The organism is Pseudoclavibacter helvolus, from assembly GCF_014191305.1.
Lineage (GTDB): Bacteria > Actinomycetota > Actinomycetes > Actinomycetales > Microbacteriaceae > Pseudoclavibacter > Pseudoclavibacter helvolus.
The window spans coordinates 110,648-128,896 of sequence record NZ_JACHWJ010000002.1 but is presented as its reverse complement, the minus strand read 5'-3'; the positions used below and the strand labels follow the sequence as shown (position 1 = coordinate 128,896).

10 protein-coding genes and 3 rRNA genes are annotated in these 18,249 nt (G+C 62.6%); 6 read left to right on the top strand and 7 right to left on the bottom strand.

The genetic code is table 11. The annotated features are described in order from the left end of the window. Positions 1–47 precede the first annotated feature (47 nt). Genes FHX72_RS07530 through mtrA form a run of 3 tightly spaced genes read right to left on the bottom strand, consistent with a single transcriptional unit; the run spans position 48 to position 4,487 of the window. On the bottom strand, positions 48–1,766 hold the full coding sequence (locus FHX72_RS07530) for an LpqB family beta-propeller domain-containing protein (RefSeq protein WP_068477010.1): 1,719 nt from the start codon (positions 1,764–1,766) through the stop codon (positions 48–50). Next, on the bottom strand, positions 1,763–3,796 hold the full coding sequence (gene mtrB, locus FHX72_RS07525; RefSeq protein ID WP_235812585.1) for an MtrAB system histidine kinase MtrB: 2,034 nt from the start codon (positions 3,794–3,796) through the stop codon (positions 1,763–1,765). Before mtrB ends, FHX72_RS07530 begins: the two co-directional genes overlap by 4 nt. A 1-nt stretch (position 3,797) precedes the next feature. Then, positions 3,798–4,487, bottom strand: coding sequence for an MtrAB system response regulator MtrA (gene mtrA / locus FHX72_RS07520; RefSeq protein WP_104240392.1), 690 nt, complete (start codon positions 4,485–4,487; stop codon positions 3,798–3,800). Between the two features lie 118 nt (positions 4,488–4,605). On the opposite strand from mtrA, the gene FHX72_RS07515 reads away from it, so the two are divergent. The 5 genes from FHX72_RS07515 to FHX72_RS07495 are packed head-to-tail and all read left to right on the top strand — an operon-like array spanning position 4,606 to position 10,204. Next, a complete protein-coding gene (locus FHX72_RS07515) occupies positions 4,606–5,916 on the top strand; it encodes a DUF7847 domain-containing protein (protein WP_183624167.1) in 1,311 nt (436 codons plus the stop codon). Continuing rightward, positions 5,916–6,593 carry a DUF4129 domain-containing protein gene (locus FHX72_RS07510; RefSeq protein ID WP_183624165.1) on the top strand — a complete coding sequence of 226 codons (678 nt, stop codon included), beginning with the start codon at positions 5,916–5,918 and terminating at the stop codon, positions 6,591–6,593. Before FHX72_RS07515 ends, FHX72_RS07510 begins: the two co-directional genes overlap by 1 nt. Next, on the top strand, positions 6,590–7,891 hold the full coding sequence (locus FHX72_RS07505; protein ID WP_183624163.1) for a DUF4350 domain-containing protein: 1,302 nt from the start codon (positions 6,590–6,592) through the stop codon (positions 7,889–7,891). Before FHX72_RS07510 ends, FHX72_RS07505 begins: the two co-directional genes overlap by 4 nt. Further along, the gene (locus FHX72_RS07500) at positions 7,888–8,841 is read left to right on the top strand and encodes an AAA family ATPase (protein ID WP_068477018.1); all 954 of its coding nucleotides are present in this window, start codon (positions 7,888–7,890) and stop codon (positions 8,839–8,841) included. Before FHX72_RS07505 ends, FHX72_RS07500 begins: the two co-directional genes overlap by 4 nt. Before the next feature lie 55 nt (positions 8,842–8,896). Beyond that, positions 8,897–10,204, top strand: a complete 1,308-nt coding sequence (locus FHX72_RS07495) for a DUF58 domain-containing protein (protein WP_183624161.1) — start codon at positions 8,897–8,899, stop codon at positions 10,202–10,204. A gap of 185 nt (positions 10,205–10,389) precedes the next feature. Here the strand turns inward: FHX72_RS07495 and rrf are convergent. From rrf to FHX72_RS07475, 4 genes are all read right to left on the bottom strand, one after another. Continuing rightward, positions 10,390–10,506 (bottom strand): 5S ribosomal RNA (rrf, locus tag FHX72_RS07490). A gap of 133 nt (positions 10,507–10,639) precedes the next feature. Next, positions 10,640–13,753, bottom strand: a 23S ribosomal RNA gene (locus FHX72_RS07485). A gap of 429 nt (positions 13,754–14,182) precedes the next feature. After that, a 16S ribosomal RNA gene (locus FHX72_RS07480) occupies positions 14,183–15,702 on the bottom strand. The 16S, 23S and 5S rRNA genes sit together here, the layout of an rRNA operon. 638 nt (positions 15,703–16,340) lie before the next feature. Continuing rightward, complete coding sequence (locus FHX72_RS07475; protein ID WP_183624159.1) at positions 16,341–17,336, bottom strand: stage II sporulation protein M; 996 nt, start codon at positions 17,334–17,336, stop codon at positions 16,341–16,343. A 16-nt stretch (positions 17,337–17,352) separates the two neighbouring features. On the opposite strand from FHX72_RS07475, the gene FHX72_RS07470 reads away from it, so the two are divergent. Beyond that, complete coding sequence (locus tag FHX72_RS07470) at positions 17,353–18,219, top strand: RDD family protein (RefSeq protein WP_235812567.1); 867 nt, start codon at positions 17,353–17,355, stop codon at positions 18,217–18,219. Positions 18,220–18,249: the final 30 nt, after the last annotated feature.

Genomic DNA, 18,249 nt, shown 5'->3' with positions numbered 1-18,249 from the left:
GAGCCACGATCCAGGTCAGGCTGTGGAGAACGGCGCGAGCGGGCCCGTCACACCTGGGTCAGGATGAAGTCGACGATCGCGTCTGACTGCTGCCACCTGTTGCCCTTCGGCACGTAGATGTGGTGGTCCTTGTCGAGCACCCTCAGCCCGGCTGGCGTGTTGCTGCCCGTGATCTGCTGCCCATCCTTCACGGCACCGTTGACGCTGACCGAGCCGCCGACCGTCTGCGTGCGAACCTCGGCTGTCCCCTCGCTTCCCGTGGCAAGCACCGCGAGCGAGGTCTCGTCGACCCATGCCAGATCGATGGGCGAGACTCCCCCTGGAGCGAGGATGAGCGGGGTGCCGAGCGCGATGGGACGGTTCGTGCCCACCTCGCGTTCTATCGCCATGACCGCGATGCGGACGCCGACGGACGTGTTCTCCAGGACGGCGAGCCTCGCGCCGTCACGAGAGACGGCGATCGCCCTGTAGCCGGTGGCGCCGACGGGCTGGTCGGGTTCGAGCCAGCTGTGCTGGCGGTCCTCGACGTCCGTCGCGCGGAGCCCAGAACCGTCCGTGCTTCCCGTCCAGGTGTATCCCCAGCTGTCGAGGCTCATCGCCAGAGGACCGGGCCGAGCATCGACGAGCAACGGTGCCGGCTCGTTGATGGGCGTCGTGAAGACGCCGTTCGGAGTCACGAAGGACGCGACGTCGCCGTCGGCCGAGTAGGCGCCCCTCTGCGGGCTGAGCGAGGCGATCGCTCCCTGCAGCGCAGCAGTCTCTTCGGACGCCGTCACGTTGGTGCCGCTGAGGAAACCGAGCTCGCCGCCCTTGTAGACGAGCGGCGTGCTCGTCACCTGGCGGTTGACGACAACGTCGTTGTCCGGCGGAAGCTCCTGGTCGATGGGAACGCCGGTGATGGACATCGTGACGCTCGTGATCGACTCGAAGTCGGCGAAGCTCTCGGTGAGCTGCAGGAGCATCCGGGAGTACTGGTCTGGCGAGGTGGACGAGAGGCTCGACGAGAAGTCGACATCGGCGACGTCACCCTCGACCGTGACCGCGCCGAGCAGCGACACACCGGAGGGGATCGCGCTCACAACCTTGCCCTCGGCGAGCCACGGAGCTGGTCCGTTGACAAGCGCGCGGGCGATTCGCGTCATCGCGGTCTGCTGTGCGTCGAACCAGCGAACATCTGGCACGAGCCGCGAGAGCGTGTCGTTGTAGAAGTAGAGGGTGTAGCTCTTGAACAGGCTTCGGAAATTCTGGCCGAGCAGCACGATGCCGGGAGGGGCCTCCGTGATCCTCCACTCACCCTCAGCATCCTGGGCGAGGGAGAACTCAAGGCGCTCCGTCGCGCCGCCCCCGAGCTCACTGTAGAGCCCGTCGGCGTCGACCGTCGCTGACGACTTGTAGCTGGCCTCGATGCGGTCAGGTCCCGCGTCCGCGACGTCAGGGACAGAAGCGGTGATGACGATGCGCGCGTTCGGGTCCCATTCCTGTCTGAACGAGTCGGACAGGTACTCCCGCGCGACCTCGTAGTCGTTTTGCGTGCCTGTTCCAGCGTCGAGGAAGCCCTCGACGATCTCCTCGCGGCTCATCCCAGCTCGCGGCGCGTCGGGGAAGAAGCTGTACGACTGGTCGCTTTCCTGCTGTTCGGACTCGCCTGCGAGGACCTGCCCTGACGTGGGGATGCGTGCGCAGCCGACCAGCACGAACATGGCGACGACCACGATCGCAGCGCCGATTGCCCGTGAGGCGCGGCGTGGGTTGGCTGCTCGTGTCACTTCGCTTCCTCCTGGTTCGGTTCGTTGCTCTCGCTGGCGTCCGTTGTGGCGTCTTCATCGTGCTGTTCGCCGCTGGGAAGCGACGGCACGGGCTCGGGGGCCGAGCTCGTCACGACGACTGCCTCAGCGTCATCCCATGGCGCAGGGGCCTGAGCCGGCTCCTCCGAATCCACGTTCTCGATGACGTCCATGGAGTTCGTGGGGGCAGAGGAGACCAGCGGCTCAGCGTTCGAGGAGCGCATGCCGACGAGGTCAGGCAGCTCGATCGGCTGCGTGTCGACGTCCTCGTCCGTGAACGCCTCAGAAGAGACATCCTCCTGGTCGATCGTGATGGTCGCGGCGCCCGCGTCCCCCGGCTCGAGCGGGAGCGGGGAACCCATGATCTTGCCGCCCACGAATCTCGGCAGCGTGAGCCTGAAGTTCGTTCCCTTGCCAGGCTCCGACCACACTTCCAACCGCCCCTCGTGCAGGCGAACGTCCTCGAGGGAGATCGCGAGGCCAAGGCCGGACCCGCCCATCGTGCGCTTGCGGGAGGGATCGGCGCGCCAGAAGCGGTCGAAGACCCTGGTGCGCTCCGCCTCGGTCATGCCGATGCCGTAGTCGCGCACCGACAGCGCGACCGCCGACTCGTTCGAGTCGACCGACACGACGATCGGCTTCGCCTCGCCGTGCTCGATGGCGTTGCCGAGGAGGTTCCTGACGACGCGATTGATTCGTCGTGCGTCGAACTCCGATTCCCCGTAGCCGCCAGGCGCGTTGAGCACGAGCCTGGTGCCGTGGTCGAGCGCCACCGGCGTCATGGCGCCGATGACGTCGTCGGCCACCGTCGCGAGGCTATTGGATTCCCGCAGGATCTCCACGGCTCCTGCGTCGTAGCGCGAGATCTCGAGGAGGTCAGCGAGGAGGATCTCGAAGCGCTCGATCTGGTCGTGCAGGAGCTCGACGGAGCGAGCCGTCACTGTATCGAAGTCGTCACGGCGGTCGAAGAGCATCCCGCCCGCGAGGCGGATGGTCGTGAGCGGCGTGCGCAGTTCGTGCGAGACGTCAGAGACGAAGCGCTGCTGGACCTGAGACAGGTTCGCGAGGCGCTCGATCTGGTCCTGAAGGCTGTCGGCCATCTCGTTGAAGGAGCGTGCGAGCGTCGCGATGTCGTCTTCGCCTGATTCGGGGACGCGCTGCTCGAGGTGGCCGGCGGCGAGGCGCCTGCTGGTCTTCGCTGCCTCGCGGATCGGCTGGATCACGGCACGCATGACAAAGCCGGTAATGACGGCGACCAGCAGAACAAGCACGAACATGGCGACGACGAGGGTTCGCTGGACGAAGTCGAGCGTCTGCTGCGTCTCCTCCATCGAGTAAACGAAGTACATCTCGTACTGCCCGAGACTCTGCACGGTCACGGTGGAGCCGATGACGATTCCGGGCACTTCGTTGCCAAGTTCGTCAACGAGCGCGATCGATTGGTAGTGCGTCTGCGGGGAAGCCGAGGTCGTGCCGGTTGCGGCGGTGTCGGCTCCGGCACTCACAGCTTCCTTCAGCTCCGGCGAGACCAGGTCTGCTGAAACAGGACCCTTCGCGAGAGCCCGCAGCTCGTTCGACTGCTCCCCCGTCGCCGACGCGCTCTGCATGAAGATGACGCCGTAGCTGTTGGCGGCCGAGTCCTGCGCGGCATCCACCGCGAGCGTCTGCAGCGTCTCGAGAGCGGCGCTGTCGGTCTCTTCGCCAGAGGCGAATACGGTCTGCGCTGCGGTCACAGCGCGCTCGGTCTCCGAAACAAGCGGCCGTAGCCTCGAGTTGAAGAGGTCGCTTGCGATCGAGTTCGACATCACGAACCCCACGGACAGAACCGTCGCGGTCGTCAGCGCGACAGAGAGTGCAATCGTGCGGAACGGCAGCGACGTGCGCCACAGGAACACGAGGTTGCGCCAGACTCCGCGGGCGGAGCGCCACCTGTACGGCACGCGGATGCCATCGGTATCGACGTCGGAGGGCCGAGAAGAAGAGGTGGACGCGCGCGGGCTCAGTGCGCTCACGTCAGGAGAACGCGGTCGTGTTCCCAGCGCGGTAGCCCACGCCTCGAACCGTCGCCACGATCTTCGGGTGGTCCGGATCGTGCTCGACCTTCGCGCGCAAGCGCTGCACGTGCACGTTCACGAGTCTCGTATCAGCCTTGTACTGGTAACCCCAGACCTGCTCGAGCAGCTCTTCGCGGGTGAACACCTTCTGGGGCTTCGCCGCCAGGGTCAGGAGCAGGTCGAACTCGAGGGGCGTGAGGTTGATCTGCTCTTCGCCGCGCAGCACCTCGTGTGCGTTGACGTTCAACGTGAGGTCGCCGACGCGGATGATGCTCTGCACCTCGGGCTGGCTTGCGCGCAGACGAGTCTTGATGCGGGCGACAAGCTCCTTCGGGTTGAAGGGCTTGACGATGTAGTCGTCGGCTCCCGCTTCCAGGCCGCGAACAACGTCGGTAGTGTCCGACTTCGCGGTGAGCATGATGATGGGCGTACCGGACTCGGCACGCAGCAGGTGGCAGATCTGGATGCCGTCCAGTCCAGGCAGCATGACGTCGAGCAGCACGAGCTCCGGTTTGACCCGGCGGAACTCGCCGAGGGCCGCAGCGCCGTCGCCGCAGAACTCGGGTTCGTACCCCTCAGCCCTGAGCACGATGCCGATCATCTCCGAGAGCGCGAGGTCGTCATCGACTACGAGGATGCGTTCGCCCACAGAACCCTCCCTGTTCCAGAACCCGCACGAGACCGGGCGGTTCTCTCAGCGTAGCGGGCATCACCTCCTCAGAGGCTCAACCCAGAGTGCGCGGCGGGCAGTATGCCACGATGGACGGGTGACGCATGGCCCAAACGAGCACGCACCAGAGCCCAACCACGCGTATCCGCCGAGCCCCGGAGCGCAGACGCCCGGCGCGTTCCCGCAGGGAGCGCAGTGGCCGGCCCAGCAGCCTCCGCAGTACGGCGCGCCCGGCTCCGCGGGCTGGCAGTACGGCCCGCCTCAAGAACCGGGGTACGGACAGCAGCCTGGTGGGCAGTGGATGCCAGCTCCACCACCCGGCCTTTTCCCCCTGCGTCCGCTGGCATTCGGCGACGCACTCGCTGCCACGTTCCGCCTGTTCCGGACCTCACCTAAGACGACGCTTGGTAGCGCCGTCATCGTCATGGGCGTCACGACGCTCTTCGCGAGCCTCCTCCCCGTCGTCGTCGGCCTGCTCATGTTCACCCGCATCCCGTTCGCCGGGAGCGAGGAGGACATCGCGCCGATGCTGATCTCCTCGATCACGCTCACGTCACTTGCCGCGCTCTTGGGGCTGGCCATCGCGGGCGTAGGTTCGGCGCTCCTGCAAGGCATTCTCGTGCGAGTCGTCGCACGAGGTGCGATCGGCGAGAAGCTCGGCTTCAAGGAAGCCTGGCGTGCTGGCTGGCGAGGCATCTGGCGCCTGATCGGCTACGCCGTGATCGTGGGCGTCGGATCCATCATCCTCATCGCCATCGGGTGGCTGCTCATCCCCTTCATCATGTTTGTCGTGCTCGCTGGCTCCGGCGGCGACGAGGGCACGATCGCAGGCTCCATTGGCCTCGGCGTGATCTTCACGCTGCTGCTTGGCGGCGCGACGGTCGTGCTCATGGTGTGGGTGGGCATCAAGATCATGTTCGCGCCGAGTGCCATCGTGCTCGAGGGCCTCGGACCGATCGCCGCGATCCGTCGCAGCTGGGCCCTCTCGCACGGGAACTTCTGGCGAGTCCTCGGAGTCGTGGTTGTCATCCAGGTGATCCTGAACTTCGCGACCGGGGCCGTCTCGACGGTCGCGCAGCTGGCCGTCAGCATGGGACAGGTGCTCCTCACGCCCCTGGGTAGCGGGCAGACGACCGAGCCGAGCGCGGGCACGGTCGTGGCGTTCGCGGTGATCCTCCTCATCACGTCAGCCCTGCAGGTGCTGCTCGGAGCGATCGTGCTCGTCCTGACGAGCGGGAACGCTACGATCCTCTACTTCGACCTGAGGATGCGCAAGGAAGGGTTCGGGGTCACACTCCAACGGTACGCGGAGCAGTCCGCCGCTGGGGCCGAGATCACGGACGCACACTTCGACGTCCAGCTGGAACAGCAGCTGGCGCCGATGGCCGCGCCCGGATACGTGCGCTGATGCTGCGCGGCCCATGGGCCGGCTCGCCGGAGCCTCCGCTCGAGATCGACGAGGATCCAGCGCGCGAACTGCTCCGGAGCGAGCTCTCGAAGAGCGAGTACACGCAGGCCTCGCCGACCTGGCTCGACATCTGGATCGAGGACTTCTGGAACTGGGTGAACGACATCCTCCAGCCCATCGATGGGGTCCCTGGTGGTTTCTCGCCAATCGCCCTCATCATCGGCGCGATCGTCGTGCTTGGCGTCATTGCACTTTTTGTCGGCCGGCCCATCCTTGTTCAGCGCGCCAGCCGCGGAGCGTCGCTCTCACCCGACCTCTTCGACGGCGACGCCCGATCGGCCCAAGAGCTGCGAGCCTCCGCCGCCGCGGCGGCGGCCCGCCAGGACTTCGAGACCGCGGTCATCGAGCAGTTCCGTGCGCTCGCGCGGTCCGTGCACAACCGCACAGTGATCGCGCTCAGCCCGGGAATGACCGCGACGGTGGTCGCTGACGCAGTGGCGGCGGCGTTCCCTGGACACGGGCATGGGCTGCATCGCGCCGCCGAATCCTTCAACGCGGCTCGCTACCTCGGGCTGGGGGCGTCCGAGGATGATTGGCAGCACCTGCGTGGCGTCGATGCTGCCCTGGAGGCAGCCAAGCCCGCAGCGCTGACTCCGCTGGCCGGACGCGCCTCGTGACGGTCGCCCAGGGCGCCACCCCCACCTTCGCTGAACGGTTCAGACGCGTACGGCCGTGGCTGCTGATCGCGGCCGGGGCCGTCGCCGTGGCGGTGACGAGCGCCCTGATCGCGGGAGGCGTCGCAAACTCCAATTCGCCGTACCTGGGCGTCGACTCCGCTCGCCCGAACGGCGCGAAGGCCATCTTCACCGTCCTCGACAATCAGGGCATCGACACCAGCACGGCGGCCACCGCAGACGAGGCCCGGTCCCAGCTGCAGGACGCGGAAGGCGAGACCACACTCGTTGTCCACGACCGAGACGGCATCGCTGTTGACGAGCTCGCGGACCGGATCACGGAGCTCGACGCGGACCGGATCCTCTTGATCGCTCCGAGCAGGTCCCTCCTCGAGGCGTTCGGAGGTTCGATCGCCATCGGTGGGGTCGGCGAAGTCGGCGACGAGGCAGACACGGTCTCGGCCGGCGCCGCCTGCACTTCTCCGCTCGGCGAGCTGGCTCCGGAGATCTCACAACGGGGAGCACGGCTCTACCAGCTCGGTGACGAAGCCGCCGCTGGCGGAAGCGCCTGCTACCCGGAGTCAGAGCGCTTCGCGTACGTCGAGACGGCGCTGCCCTCCGGAACGAAGCTTGCCGCGCTCGGCGCGACCGACAATCTGAGCAACGGCGAGGTACTAAACGCCGCCAACGCCGCCATGGGGCTGGCCGTGCTGGGGCAGACCGAGTCGCTCGTCTGGTACGTCCCCGGAGTCGCCGACGCCGAGGCTGCCTTCGGTGTCCAGCCCTCGCTCGATTCCTTCGTACCTCCGTGGCTGACTCCGACGATCCTCATCGCACTCGCGACGCTTCTTGGCGTCATGGTCTGGCGCGGCCGTCGTTTCGGCCCCCTCGTCGAGGAGCGCCTGCCGGTGATCGTCGAGGCATCCGAGACGATGCAGGGCCGGGGCCGGCTCTACGCGCAGCAACGCGCCAGACTCCGCGCCCTCGACAACCTCCGAGTCGGCACGACCACTCGCCTCGCGAAATCACTTGGGCTGGCGCGCGCGAGCCACGTGCAGGAGATCATCACCTCGAGCGCCACGATCCTTGGTGCCAACCGAGCCGCCGTTTCCTGGACCCTCCTCGACGCGGTACCGCGCAACGAAGCAGAGCTGCTCGACCTGAGCCAGGCGCTGCTGACCCTCGAGCGATCAGTTGCAGCGGCTGCAAACCCAAGCAGCGTTCAACGAACTCCCGCTTCCACCCCCACAAGCACGACAAACCCGAGCACCACAGCCGAGAACTCCGGAGGCCCCGTATGAGCACCGATGTCCGTGAAGCCCTGCAACGTGTCCGCGGTGAAGTCGCAAAGGCGGTCGTCGGGCAGGAGCGAGCCGTCGACGGGCTCCTCGTCGCGTTGCTCGCCGGCGGTCACGCCCTGCTCGAGGGCGTCCCGGGAGTCGGCAAGACGCTGCTCGTGCGGGCACTCAGCGAGACGCTTTCCCTGGACACGAAACGCGTGCAGTTCACGCCAGACCTCATGCCAGGGGACATCACGGGCTCGCTCGTCTACGACTCAGCAGCCGGCGAGTTTGAGTTCCGAGAGGGCCCCGTCTTCACGAACATCCTGCTCGCGGACGAGATCAACCGCACACCTCCGAAGACCCAGTCGGCGCTCCTCGAGGCGATGGAAGAACGCCAGGTTTCCGCTGATGGGGTGACTCGCGCGCTCCCCGCGCCCTTCTTGGTGGCGGCCACGATGAACCCCATCGAGTACGAGGGAACGTACACGCTCCCGGAAGCTCAGCTTGACCGATTCCTCCTCAAGCTGGTGCTCGACCTGCCTTCGCGTGATGCAGAGTTCGAGGTGCTGCGTCGGCACGCCGCCGGATTCTCGCCCCGCGATCTCCGGGCCGCAGGGGTCCGGAGCGCACTCTCCGCGGAGGAGCTACGCCAAGCCCAGGCGGAGGCAGCGGCCGTCGACGTCAGGGCCGACGTACTCGCCTACATCGTTGACATCGCGCGAGCCACAAGGCAGTCGCCGTCCGTTCGCATGGGCGTCTCTCCCCGTGGGGCGACTGCGCTCATGTCCGCGAGCAAGGCGTTCGCCTACCTGAGCGGCTACCAGGCGGTGACACCGGACCACGTACAGGCGATGGCCCTGCCTGTCCTCCGCCACCGTCTTCAGCTGCGTCCAGAGGCGGAACTCGAGGGCGTCGGTGCTGATGCGATCTTGCGCTCCGTCCTCGCACAGGTCCAAGTACCCATCTGATCCGAGTCAACGTAGTACCTCCACATTTCGACAATCCGAAGGGAAGCGTGAGCACATGGTGGTGAGCGGACGCCTGGTCCTGCTGACGGCGGTCGGCGCCGTGCCCGTTGTGCTCTTCGGGCAGACAACGGAATCGGCATATCTGACGCTCGCGATCTGGCTCCTTTTCGTTCTGCTCACGTCCATCGCGGACATGCTGCTCGCGGGCGCTCCACGCCAGGTCGGTATCGAGCGGGATCTGTCCGCTCGGGTTCGATTGGGCGAGGATGCGGTGAGCCGGCTCGCCGTCACGAACCTGGGTTCGCGCACGCTTCGGCTGCAGGTCAGGGATGGCTGGGAGCCGACCGCTGGCGGGACCCAGCACCGCGCGAAGCTGGAGGTCCCTCCGGGAGAGCGACGCTCGGCGGAGTTCCCCCTTCGCCCCTCGCGTCGGGGTGACCGCCGCGCGGAGCTCGTCACGCTCCGCAGCTGGGGGCCGATGGGCCTCGCCGCTCGCCAGGTGAGCCTCGCCAACCACGGCGTCTTGCGGGTCCTGCCTCCCTTCAACTCCCGGAAGCATCTCCCGTCTCGGCTCGCGCGCCTGCGCGAGCTGGACGGCGCCACGCGCCTCATGGTCCGCGGGCACGGCACGGAGTTCGACTCGTTGCGTGAATACGTCCGCGGCGATGACGTGCGCTCCATCGACTGGCGTGCGACGGCTCGGCGCCAGGACCTGGTGGTGCGGACGTGGCGGCCCGAGCGCGATCGCCGCGTTGTCATCGTGATCGACACCGGGCGCACGTCCGCGGCACGCGTCGCCGACGAGACTCGGCTGGATACCGCGATCGAGTCGGCCCTACTGCTAGCCGCTCTCGCGACTCGCGCTGGCGACCGGGTGGATGTCGTCGCCTGGGACCGCCGCGTTCGCGCTCGCATCCAGGGAGTCTCCGGTGCTGAGCTGCTGAGCAGAATGGTTGAGTCTCTCGCCGATGTGCAGCCTGAGCTCATCGCGACGGATTGGCGGGCGATCCCCGGCCTCGTGCGCGGAGTGACCACGCATCGTGCCCTCGTGGTGATCCTCTCGACGCTTGAGACCGCGGGAACCCTCGAGCCGGTTATCGCGTCGCTTCCGCAGCTGGCGAGCAAACATGTCGTGGTCCTTGGCTCAGTATTGAACCCTGACGTCCACGAGGTAGCGCTCCGCCGAGACACTCGCGAGCAGACCTACGCGGCTTCCGCGGCCGAGCGCGCTCTCTTGGATCAGGAACGGGTGCGGCAGACCGTCCGTCGGCTTGGTGGCGACACGGTGACGGGAACGCCGTCGGCGTTACCGCCCGCGATCGCCGACCACTACATCGAGCTGAAGGCTTCCGGGCGCCTGTAGCCAGCTGGGTGCCGGCCTGAGACCGGTTGGGTGCCGCCCGAGCCGCGTTAACGACAAGAGCCCCGTGCCCAAAAAGGCACGGGGCTCACACGGTGCTGCTCAAACGCAGCGCGCACAAAAAAGCCGGGGTTGGTGGTCAAGGAGCATCTCTGCTCACTCAACAACCAACCCCGGCTCATGAAGAAGTCCGGCGGTGACCTACTCTCCCACAGGGTCCCCCCTGCAGTACCATCGGCGCTGAGAGTCTTAGCTTCCGGGTTCGGAATGTAACCGGGCGTTTCCCTCTCGCTATGACCGCCGAAACACTATGGATAACCAATCATGTTCCGAACCACACACCCCGAAACCCGAAGGCTCAGAACATGTGGTCGATTCTCGATCGTCTATCGAGAACCACAAAGTGGACGCGAACAGCAACAACATTCATGTGCATGTTTTATCAAATCATCAGCTTATTAGTACCGGTCAGCTCCACACATTTCTGTGCTTCCACATCCGGCCTATCAACCCAGTCGTCTACTGGGAGCTTCTCCCCCGAAGGGATGGAAATCTCATCTTGAAGCCGGCTTCCCGCTTAGATGCTTTCAGCGGTTATCCGTTCCGAACGTAGCCAATCAGCGGTGCTCCTGGCGGAACAACTGACACACCAGAGGTTCGTCCATCTCGGTCCTCTCGTACTAAAGATAGATCTTCTCAAATTTCCTACGCGCGCAGCGGATAGAGACCGAACTGTCTCACGACGTTCTGAACCCAGCTCGCGTGCCGCTTTAATGGGCGAACAGCCCAACCCTTGGGACCTACTCCAGCCCCAGGATGCGACGAGCCGACATCGAGGTGCCAAACCATGCCGTCGATATGGACTCTTGGGCAAGATCAGCCTGTTATCCCCGAGGTACCTTTTATCCGTTGAGCGACAGCGCTTCCACAAGCCACTGCCGGATCACTAGTCCCGACTTTCGTCCCTGCTCGACTTGTCAGTCTCACAGTCAAGCTCCCTTGTGCACTTACACTCGCCACCTGATTGCCAACCAGGTTGAGGGAACCTTTGGGCGCCTCCGTTACTCTTTAGGAGGCAACCGCCCCAGTTAAACTACCCACCAGGCACTGTCCCTGAACCGGATTACGGTTCGAAGTTAGATATCCAGAATGACCAGAGTGGTATTTCAACAACGACTCCACGAACACTAGCGTGCCCGCTTCACAGTCTCCCACCTATCCTACACAAGCCACACCGAACACCAATACCAAGCTGTAGTAAAGGTCACGGGGTCTTTTCGTCCTGCTGCGCGTAACGAGCATCTTTACTCGTAATGCAATTTCGCCGAGTTCGCGGTTGAGACAGCTGGGAAGTCGTTACGCCATTCGTGCAGGTCGGAACTTACCCGACAAGGAATTTCGCTACCTTAGGATGGTTATAGTTACCACCGCCGTTTACTGGGGCTTAAATTCAGAGCTTCGCCGAAGCTAACCCTTCCTCTTAACCTTCCAGCACCGGGCAGGCGTCAGTCCGTATACATCGTCTTGCGACTTCGCACGGACCTGTGTTTTTGATAAACAGTCGCTTCCCACTGGTCTCTGCGGCCATCAATGCGCTTTCAGGAGTAAATCCCTATACGCCTCAGGCCCCCCTTCTCCCGAAGTTACGGGGGCATTTTGCCGAGTTCCTTAACCACGATTCTCTCGATCTCCTTGGTATTCTCTACCTGATCACCTGTGTCGGTTTGGGGTACGGGCGACTAAAACCTCGCGTCGATGCTTTTCTTGGCAGCAGAGGATCACCGACTACCTCACATACGTGAGTTCCGCGTCAGATCTCAGGCTTCACGAGTGACGGATTTGCCTATCACTCACCCTACATCCTTGCCCGGATTCAACCAATCACCCGGTTCGGCTACCTTTCTGCGTCACACCTGTTAATACGCTAACCGCACCAGAACGGGGTCGAGCGCTAGGCTTCCCACCCACCCGAAGGCAGACGAAAAGATTCGGACTCTTAGCACTACTGGATTAGCTTGGGCGGTTTTTCGCCGGCCACGGGAATATCAACCCGTTGTCCATCGACTACGCCTGTCGGCCTCGCCTTAGGTCCCGGCTTACCCAGGGAAGATTAGCTTGACCCTGGAACCCTTGATCATTCGGAGGACGGGTTTCTCACCCGTCTTTCGCTACTCATGCCTGCATTCTCACTCGTGTAGCGTCCACGGCTGGTTTCCACCGCCGCTTCACTCGCCACACGACGCTCTCCTACCCATCCACACGACTGGACCACGAAGGCCTGTCTATAAATATGAATGCCACAACTTCGGTGGCGTGCTTGAGCCCCGTTACATTGTCGGCGCGGAATCACTTGACCAGTGAGCTATTACGCACTCTTTCAAGGGTGGCTGCTTCTAAGCCAACCTCCTGGTTGTCTGTGCAACTCCACATCCTTTTCCACTTAGCACGCGCTTTGGGACCTTAGTTGGTGGTCTGGGTTGTTTCCCTCTCGACTATGAAGCTTATCCCCCACAGTCTCACTGCTGCGCTCTCACTTACCGGCATTCGGAGTTTGGCTGACGTCAGTAAGCTTTTGGGCCCCATCGGCCATCCAGTAGCTCTACCTCCGGTAAGAAACACGCAACGCTGCACCTAAATGCATTTCGGAGAGAACCAGCTATCACGAAGTTTGATTGGCCTTTCACCCCTAACCACAGCTCATCCCCCCAGTTTTCAACCTAGGTGGGTTCGGTCCTCCACGAAGTCTTACCTTCGCTTCAACCTGGCCATGGATAGATCACTTCGCTTCGGGTCTAGGACATGCGACTGAATCGCCCTATTCAGACTCGCTTTCGCTACGGCTGCCCCACACGGGTTAACCTCGCCACATATCACTAACTCGCAGGCTCATTCTTCAAAAGGCACGCCGTCACAGCTACAAGGCTGCTCCGACGGATTGTAAGCAAACGGTTTCAGGTACTATTTCACTCCCCTCCCGGGGTACTTTTCACCTTTCCCTCACGGTACTTGTCCGCTATCGGTCATCTGGGAGTATTTAGGCTTATCAGGTGGTCCTGACAGATTCACACGGGATTTCTCGGGCCCCGTGCTACTTGGGATACTCTTCAACGTCAATACACGCATTTCGACTACGGGACTCGCACCCCCTCTGGTCAGCCATTCAAAGCTGTTCGTCTATACGCTATTGTCACGCCCACTGCCTGGTAGAGCAGCACGAAAAGTCCCACAACCCCGACCGTGCAACCCCTACCAGGTATCACACACGACCGGTTTAGCCTGATCCGCGTTCGCTCGCCACTACTAACGGAATCACTGTTGTTTTCTCTTCCTGTGGGTACTGAGATGTTTCACTTCCCCACGTTCCCTCTACCCGCCCTATATATTCAGGCGGGAGTCACCAGGTCACCACAAGGGGCCTGGCGGGGTTTCCCCATTCGGAAATCCTCGGATCAAAGTTCGATTATCAACTCCCCGAGGCTTATCGCAGATTTCTACGTCCTTCTTCGGCTCCAGATGCCAAGGCATCCACCGTTTGCTCTTAAAGATTTGATTTACACATGAGTAGCCAATCATTTCATTCTCAGAAACTCTTGACTAAAATTGCTGAACACCACAAACCCAACCATCCGAAGACGATCAACATTTGCGGCATTCAAGATGCTCGCGTCCACTGTGTAGTTCTCAACATACGATCGGTACCAACCCCACTCGACACACAGCCGAGCAACGAAGGCCCAAGAGTCCGATCCACCACCAACTCCGAAGAGCAGCAGCAGGCCCGGTCCCTCAGGACCCAACAGCGTGCACACCAGAACCCAACCCAACACCAGCCGTTCCAACCCCCGAAGAGGCGTACTAAACCAGCATCACGCTGAGCACCGAATAGTCAAATGTTCCACCCATGAGCGCCACCGGCCGACATTCGCGACCGAAATGACTTCAGCTCCACACGACAAAGCGTGCGTGCTAAGTGCTCCTTAGAAAGGAGGTGATCCAGCCGCACCTTCCGGTACGGCTACCTTGTTACGACTTAGTCCTAATTACCGATCCCACCTTCGACGGCTCCCTCCAAAAGGTTAGGCCACCGGCTTCGGGTGTTACCGACTTTCATGACTTGACGGGCGGTGTGTACAAGGCCCGGGAACGTATTCACCGCAGCGTTGCTGATCTGCGATTACTAGCGACTCCGACTTCATGGGGTCGAGTTGCAGACCCCAATCCGAACTGAGACTGGCTTTTTGGGATTCGCTCCACCTCGCGGTATTGCAGCCCATTGTACCAGCCATTGTAGCATGCGTGAAGCCCAAGACATAAGGGGCATGATGATTTGACGTCATCCCCACCTTCCTCCGAGTTGACCCCGGCAGTCTCATATGAGTTCCCACCATTACGTGCTGGCAACATACGACGAGGGTTGCGCTCGTTGCGGGACTTAACCCAACATCTCACGACACGAGCTGACGACAACCATGCACCACCTGTATACCGACCTTGCGGGGCGAACATTTCTGAACGTTTCCGGTATATGTCAAGCCTTGGTAAGGTTCTTCGCGTTGCATCGAATTAATCCGCATGCTCCGCCGCTTGTGCGGGCCCCCGTCAATTCCTTTGAGTTTTAGCCTTGCGGCCGTACTCCCCAGGCGGGGCGCTTAATGCGTTAGCTACGACACGGAAACCGTGGAATGGTCCCCACATCTAGCGCCCAACGTTTACGGCATGGACTACCAGGGTATCTAATCCTGTTCGCTCCCCATGCTTTCGCTCCTCAGCGTCAGTAATGGCCCAGAGATCTGCCTTCGCCATCGGTGTTCCTCCTGATATCTGCGCATTCCACCGCTACACCAGGAATTCCAATCTCCCCTACCACACTCTAGTCTGCCCGTACCCACTGCAGACCCGAGGTTGAGCCTCGGGATTTCACAGCAGACGCGACAAACCGCCTACGAGCTCTTTACGCCCAATAATTCCGGACAACGCTTGCACCCTACGTATTACCGCGGCTGCTGGCACGTAGTTAGCCGGTGCTTTTTCTGCAGGTACCGTCACTTTCGCTTCTTCCCTACTAAAAGAGGTTTACAACCCGAAGGCCGTCATCCCTCACGCGGCGTTGCTGCATCAGGCTTTCGCCCATTGTGCAATATTCCCCACTGCTGCCTCCCGTAGGAGTCTGGGCCGTGTCTCAGTCCCAGTGTGGCCGGTCACCCTCTCAGGCCGGCTACCCGTCGTCGCCTTGGTGAGCCATTACCTCACCAACAAGCTGATAGGCCGTGAGCCGATCCATAACCAAAAAATCTTTCCAAACACAGACCATGCGATCATGTTAGATATCCAGTATTAGCCACCGTTTCCGGAGGTTATCCCAGAGTTATGGGCACGTTGCTCACGTGTTACTCACCCGTTCGCCACTAATCCACCCAGCAAGCTGGGCTTCATCGTTCGACTTGCATGTGTTAAGCACGCCGCCAGCGTTCGTCCTGAGCCAGGATCAAACTCTCCGTAAATGAATAACAACCAAACAAGCCCAAAGACTCGCCGGTAAACATCACGCCACCACACCAAAGTGCAATGACAAGTTTGAAACTGACAAAAAACAAAACAACACCAAACCCGAAAGTTCAGTACTGACTTGTATTGTCCAAATATGTTTCCAAAAGGAATCCTTACCCCTCAAAAAGAGAGGCCACCCCTCCAAAAAGAAGAGGCACGGGATCAAATTGGCATTTGACATAGTGCACGCTGTTGAGTTCTCAAGAATCGAGCGCTTCCCTCTTCAAACCTCACGGTCATCTCTAAGGAGCCATCGCTTGTACTGCATCCCCCGGACAAGAACCACGGACCGTGAGCATGAAGCTCATCCTCCGCACAACCAACTGGAAGAACCAGAGGCCACCGATCTTGCTACCCAGTGAGGCAGGAGTTCCGAGTGTAGATCATGTTGCTCCAACTTGCAAGAACAAGTGGCAGATGCTGATCTTTCTTTCAGAACCATCCGGCCTGTGCGACCCGCTCTCGCGTTTCGCTCCGTCGGCCTGACGAGTGATTACATTACGCAGAGACACAGCGGCGCACAACTTGACCCAGATCCCGGGCGTGTCGACTCGGCGAGTTCGGGGCTACTGGCCTACGGACAACTGGGAAGTCAGCCTGCGTAGACCCGTTGCGCCCCACCGTCGAAGGTGTTCAGGGCGCCCGTCTCGCCCGCGCGCACGGCCCTGCCCCCGAGCCAGAGCGCGTAGACCAGGTAGAGCGCGAGCGCTGCGGCCCCGATGCCGATCTTCACCGCCCACGGCCAGTCCTGGCGAGTGACGTACCCCTCGACGAGTCCCGAGATGAACAGGAAGATGGTCGTCCCGATGGCTACGACGATAAGCGCGCGTCCGTCATCGGCGAGCGACTGCATCCGAGTCTTGGCACCAGGTGCAACCCAGGCCCAGAAGATGCGGAGGCCGGCACCCGCAGCGACGAAGACCATGGTCAGCTCGAGGAGTCCGTGAGGTGCGATCCAGAGGAAGAACGCGTCGAGGTGCCCGTGCGCGCCGAGCACCGCGGCACTCTGGCCCAGCCCGAGCGCGTTCTGCACGAGGACAACCGGTACCCATAGCCCCGTTATCCCGAAGGCGATGCACTGAGCCGCGATCCACGCGTTGTTCGTGAATACTCGCGCCGCAAAGCTTGATTCCGAGAACTCAGAGTAATAGCCGACGAAGTCTTCTTCTGCGTACTGCTCAAGTGCCGCCTCAGAACCGAGAAAACCAAGAATCTCAGGATTCGCCACAATCCACCAATAGCTGAGCAGAGCAACAATCAGCGTGAATAGGGCCGCACCAAGTGTCCACCACCGCACGCGATAGAGAGCGGCAGGCAAGACCAGAGAAAAGAATGTGCCGAGAACAACCAGGATATTTCTTCCGGCTCCCGTGAACCGGCCGCGTGCACGCGAGAGTTGCACGGAGAGATACTCCCCTTCACGAGTCTCGCCGTAGCCGGTCCGCAGGGCCGACAACTCCGTCGACGAGTCCTGGTACCTGGTAATGAGCTCGTCAATCTCGGCGCCGCTGAGATTCCGGCGCCTCGCCAGCGCCCCCAGGCGCCGCCATTCCGCCGAACGGGCGGTTGTGAGAGCTTCAAGATCCATCTGTTTCAATACTGCCATGGCCACTCAGATGCGACCCAGGGAACGCCTGAGCGTCACCGACGAGCAGCTTGTCGCCGGCGAAGGCGTGCATCTCGATGTCAGGCCGGCCGGCTTCGCTCTCCGAGCGGCCTCAACTGCCCTGGACGCGCTTATCTACATGGCCGGGTACATCGGCCTGCTCATCCTCACGATGACGATCCTGTCCAGCGACGACTTCCCCATCGCGATCGATGAGGCGCTCCTGAGCGCTGTCGCCATCTCGCTGCTTGTCGTCTGCCTCGTCATCGTCCCGTGTGTCATCGAGACGCTGACGCACGGAAGGTCGGTGGGCAAGTTCGCGACCGGATTGCGGATCGTGCGCGACGACGGCGGCGCTTCCGGATTCCGCCAGGCACTCATCCGCTCCCTGCTCGGGTTCATCGAGATCTACGGATCCGCGGGCGGCATCGCCATCATCACGGGCTTGGTGAACGCCAGGGCGAAACGTCTCGGCGACATCCTCGCGGGAACCACGTGCCAGCGCGAGCGGGCGCCCAAGCTCCGCCGCCACCTCGGGCCAATGCCGCCGCAGCTCGTCGGGTGGGCGGCCATCGCGGATGCGGGCAGACTCCCCGACCGTACGTCACGCCGCATCTTGGACTATCTCGATCAGGCCGCGCAGCTCACGCCCGTTCACCGGAATCGCGCGGCGGGAGAGATCGCGCGCGAGACCCTCCCCCACGTGCATCCCATCCCGAACGTCGACGCAGACACCTACTTGCGCGGCCTCGCGGTCTTGCGCCGCGATCGCGAACTCGCGGCACTCGCCGCGATCGGTCGTCGAGAAGTTGCCCTTGCTCCGACCCTGAACGGCATGCCCCACGCTTTCCCCGACCGCGGCTAGACGGCCACACCGCAGGCCGGGAGAATCCGA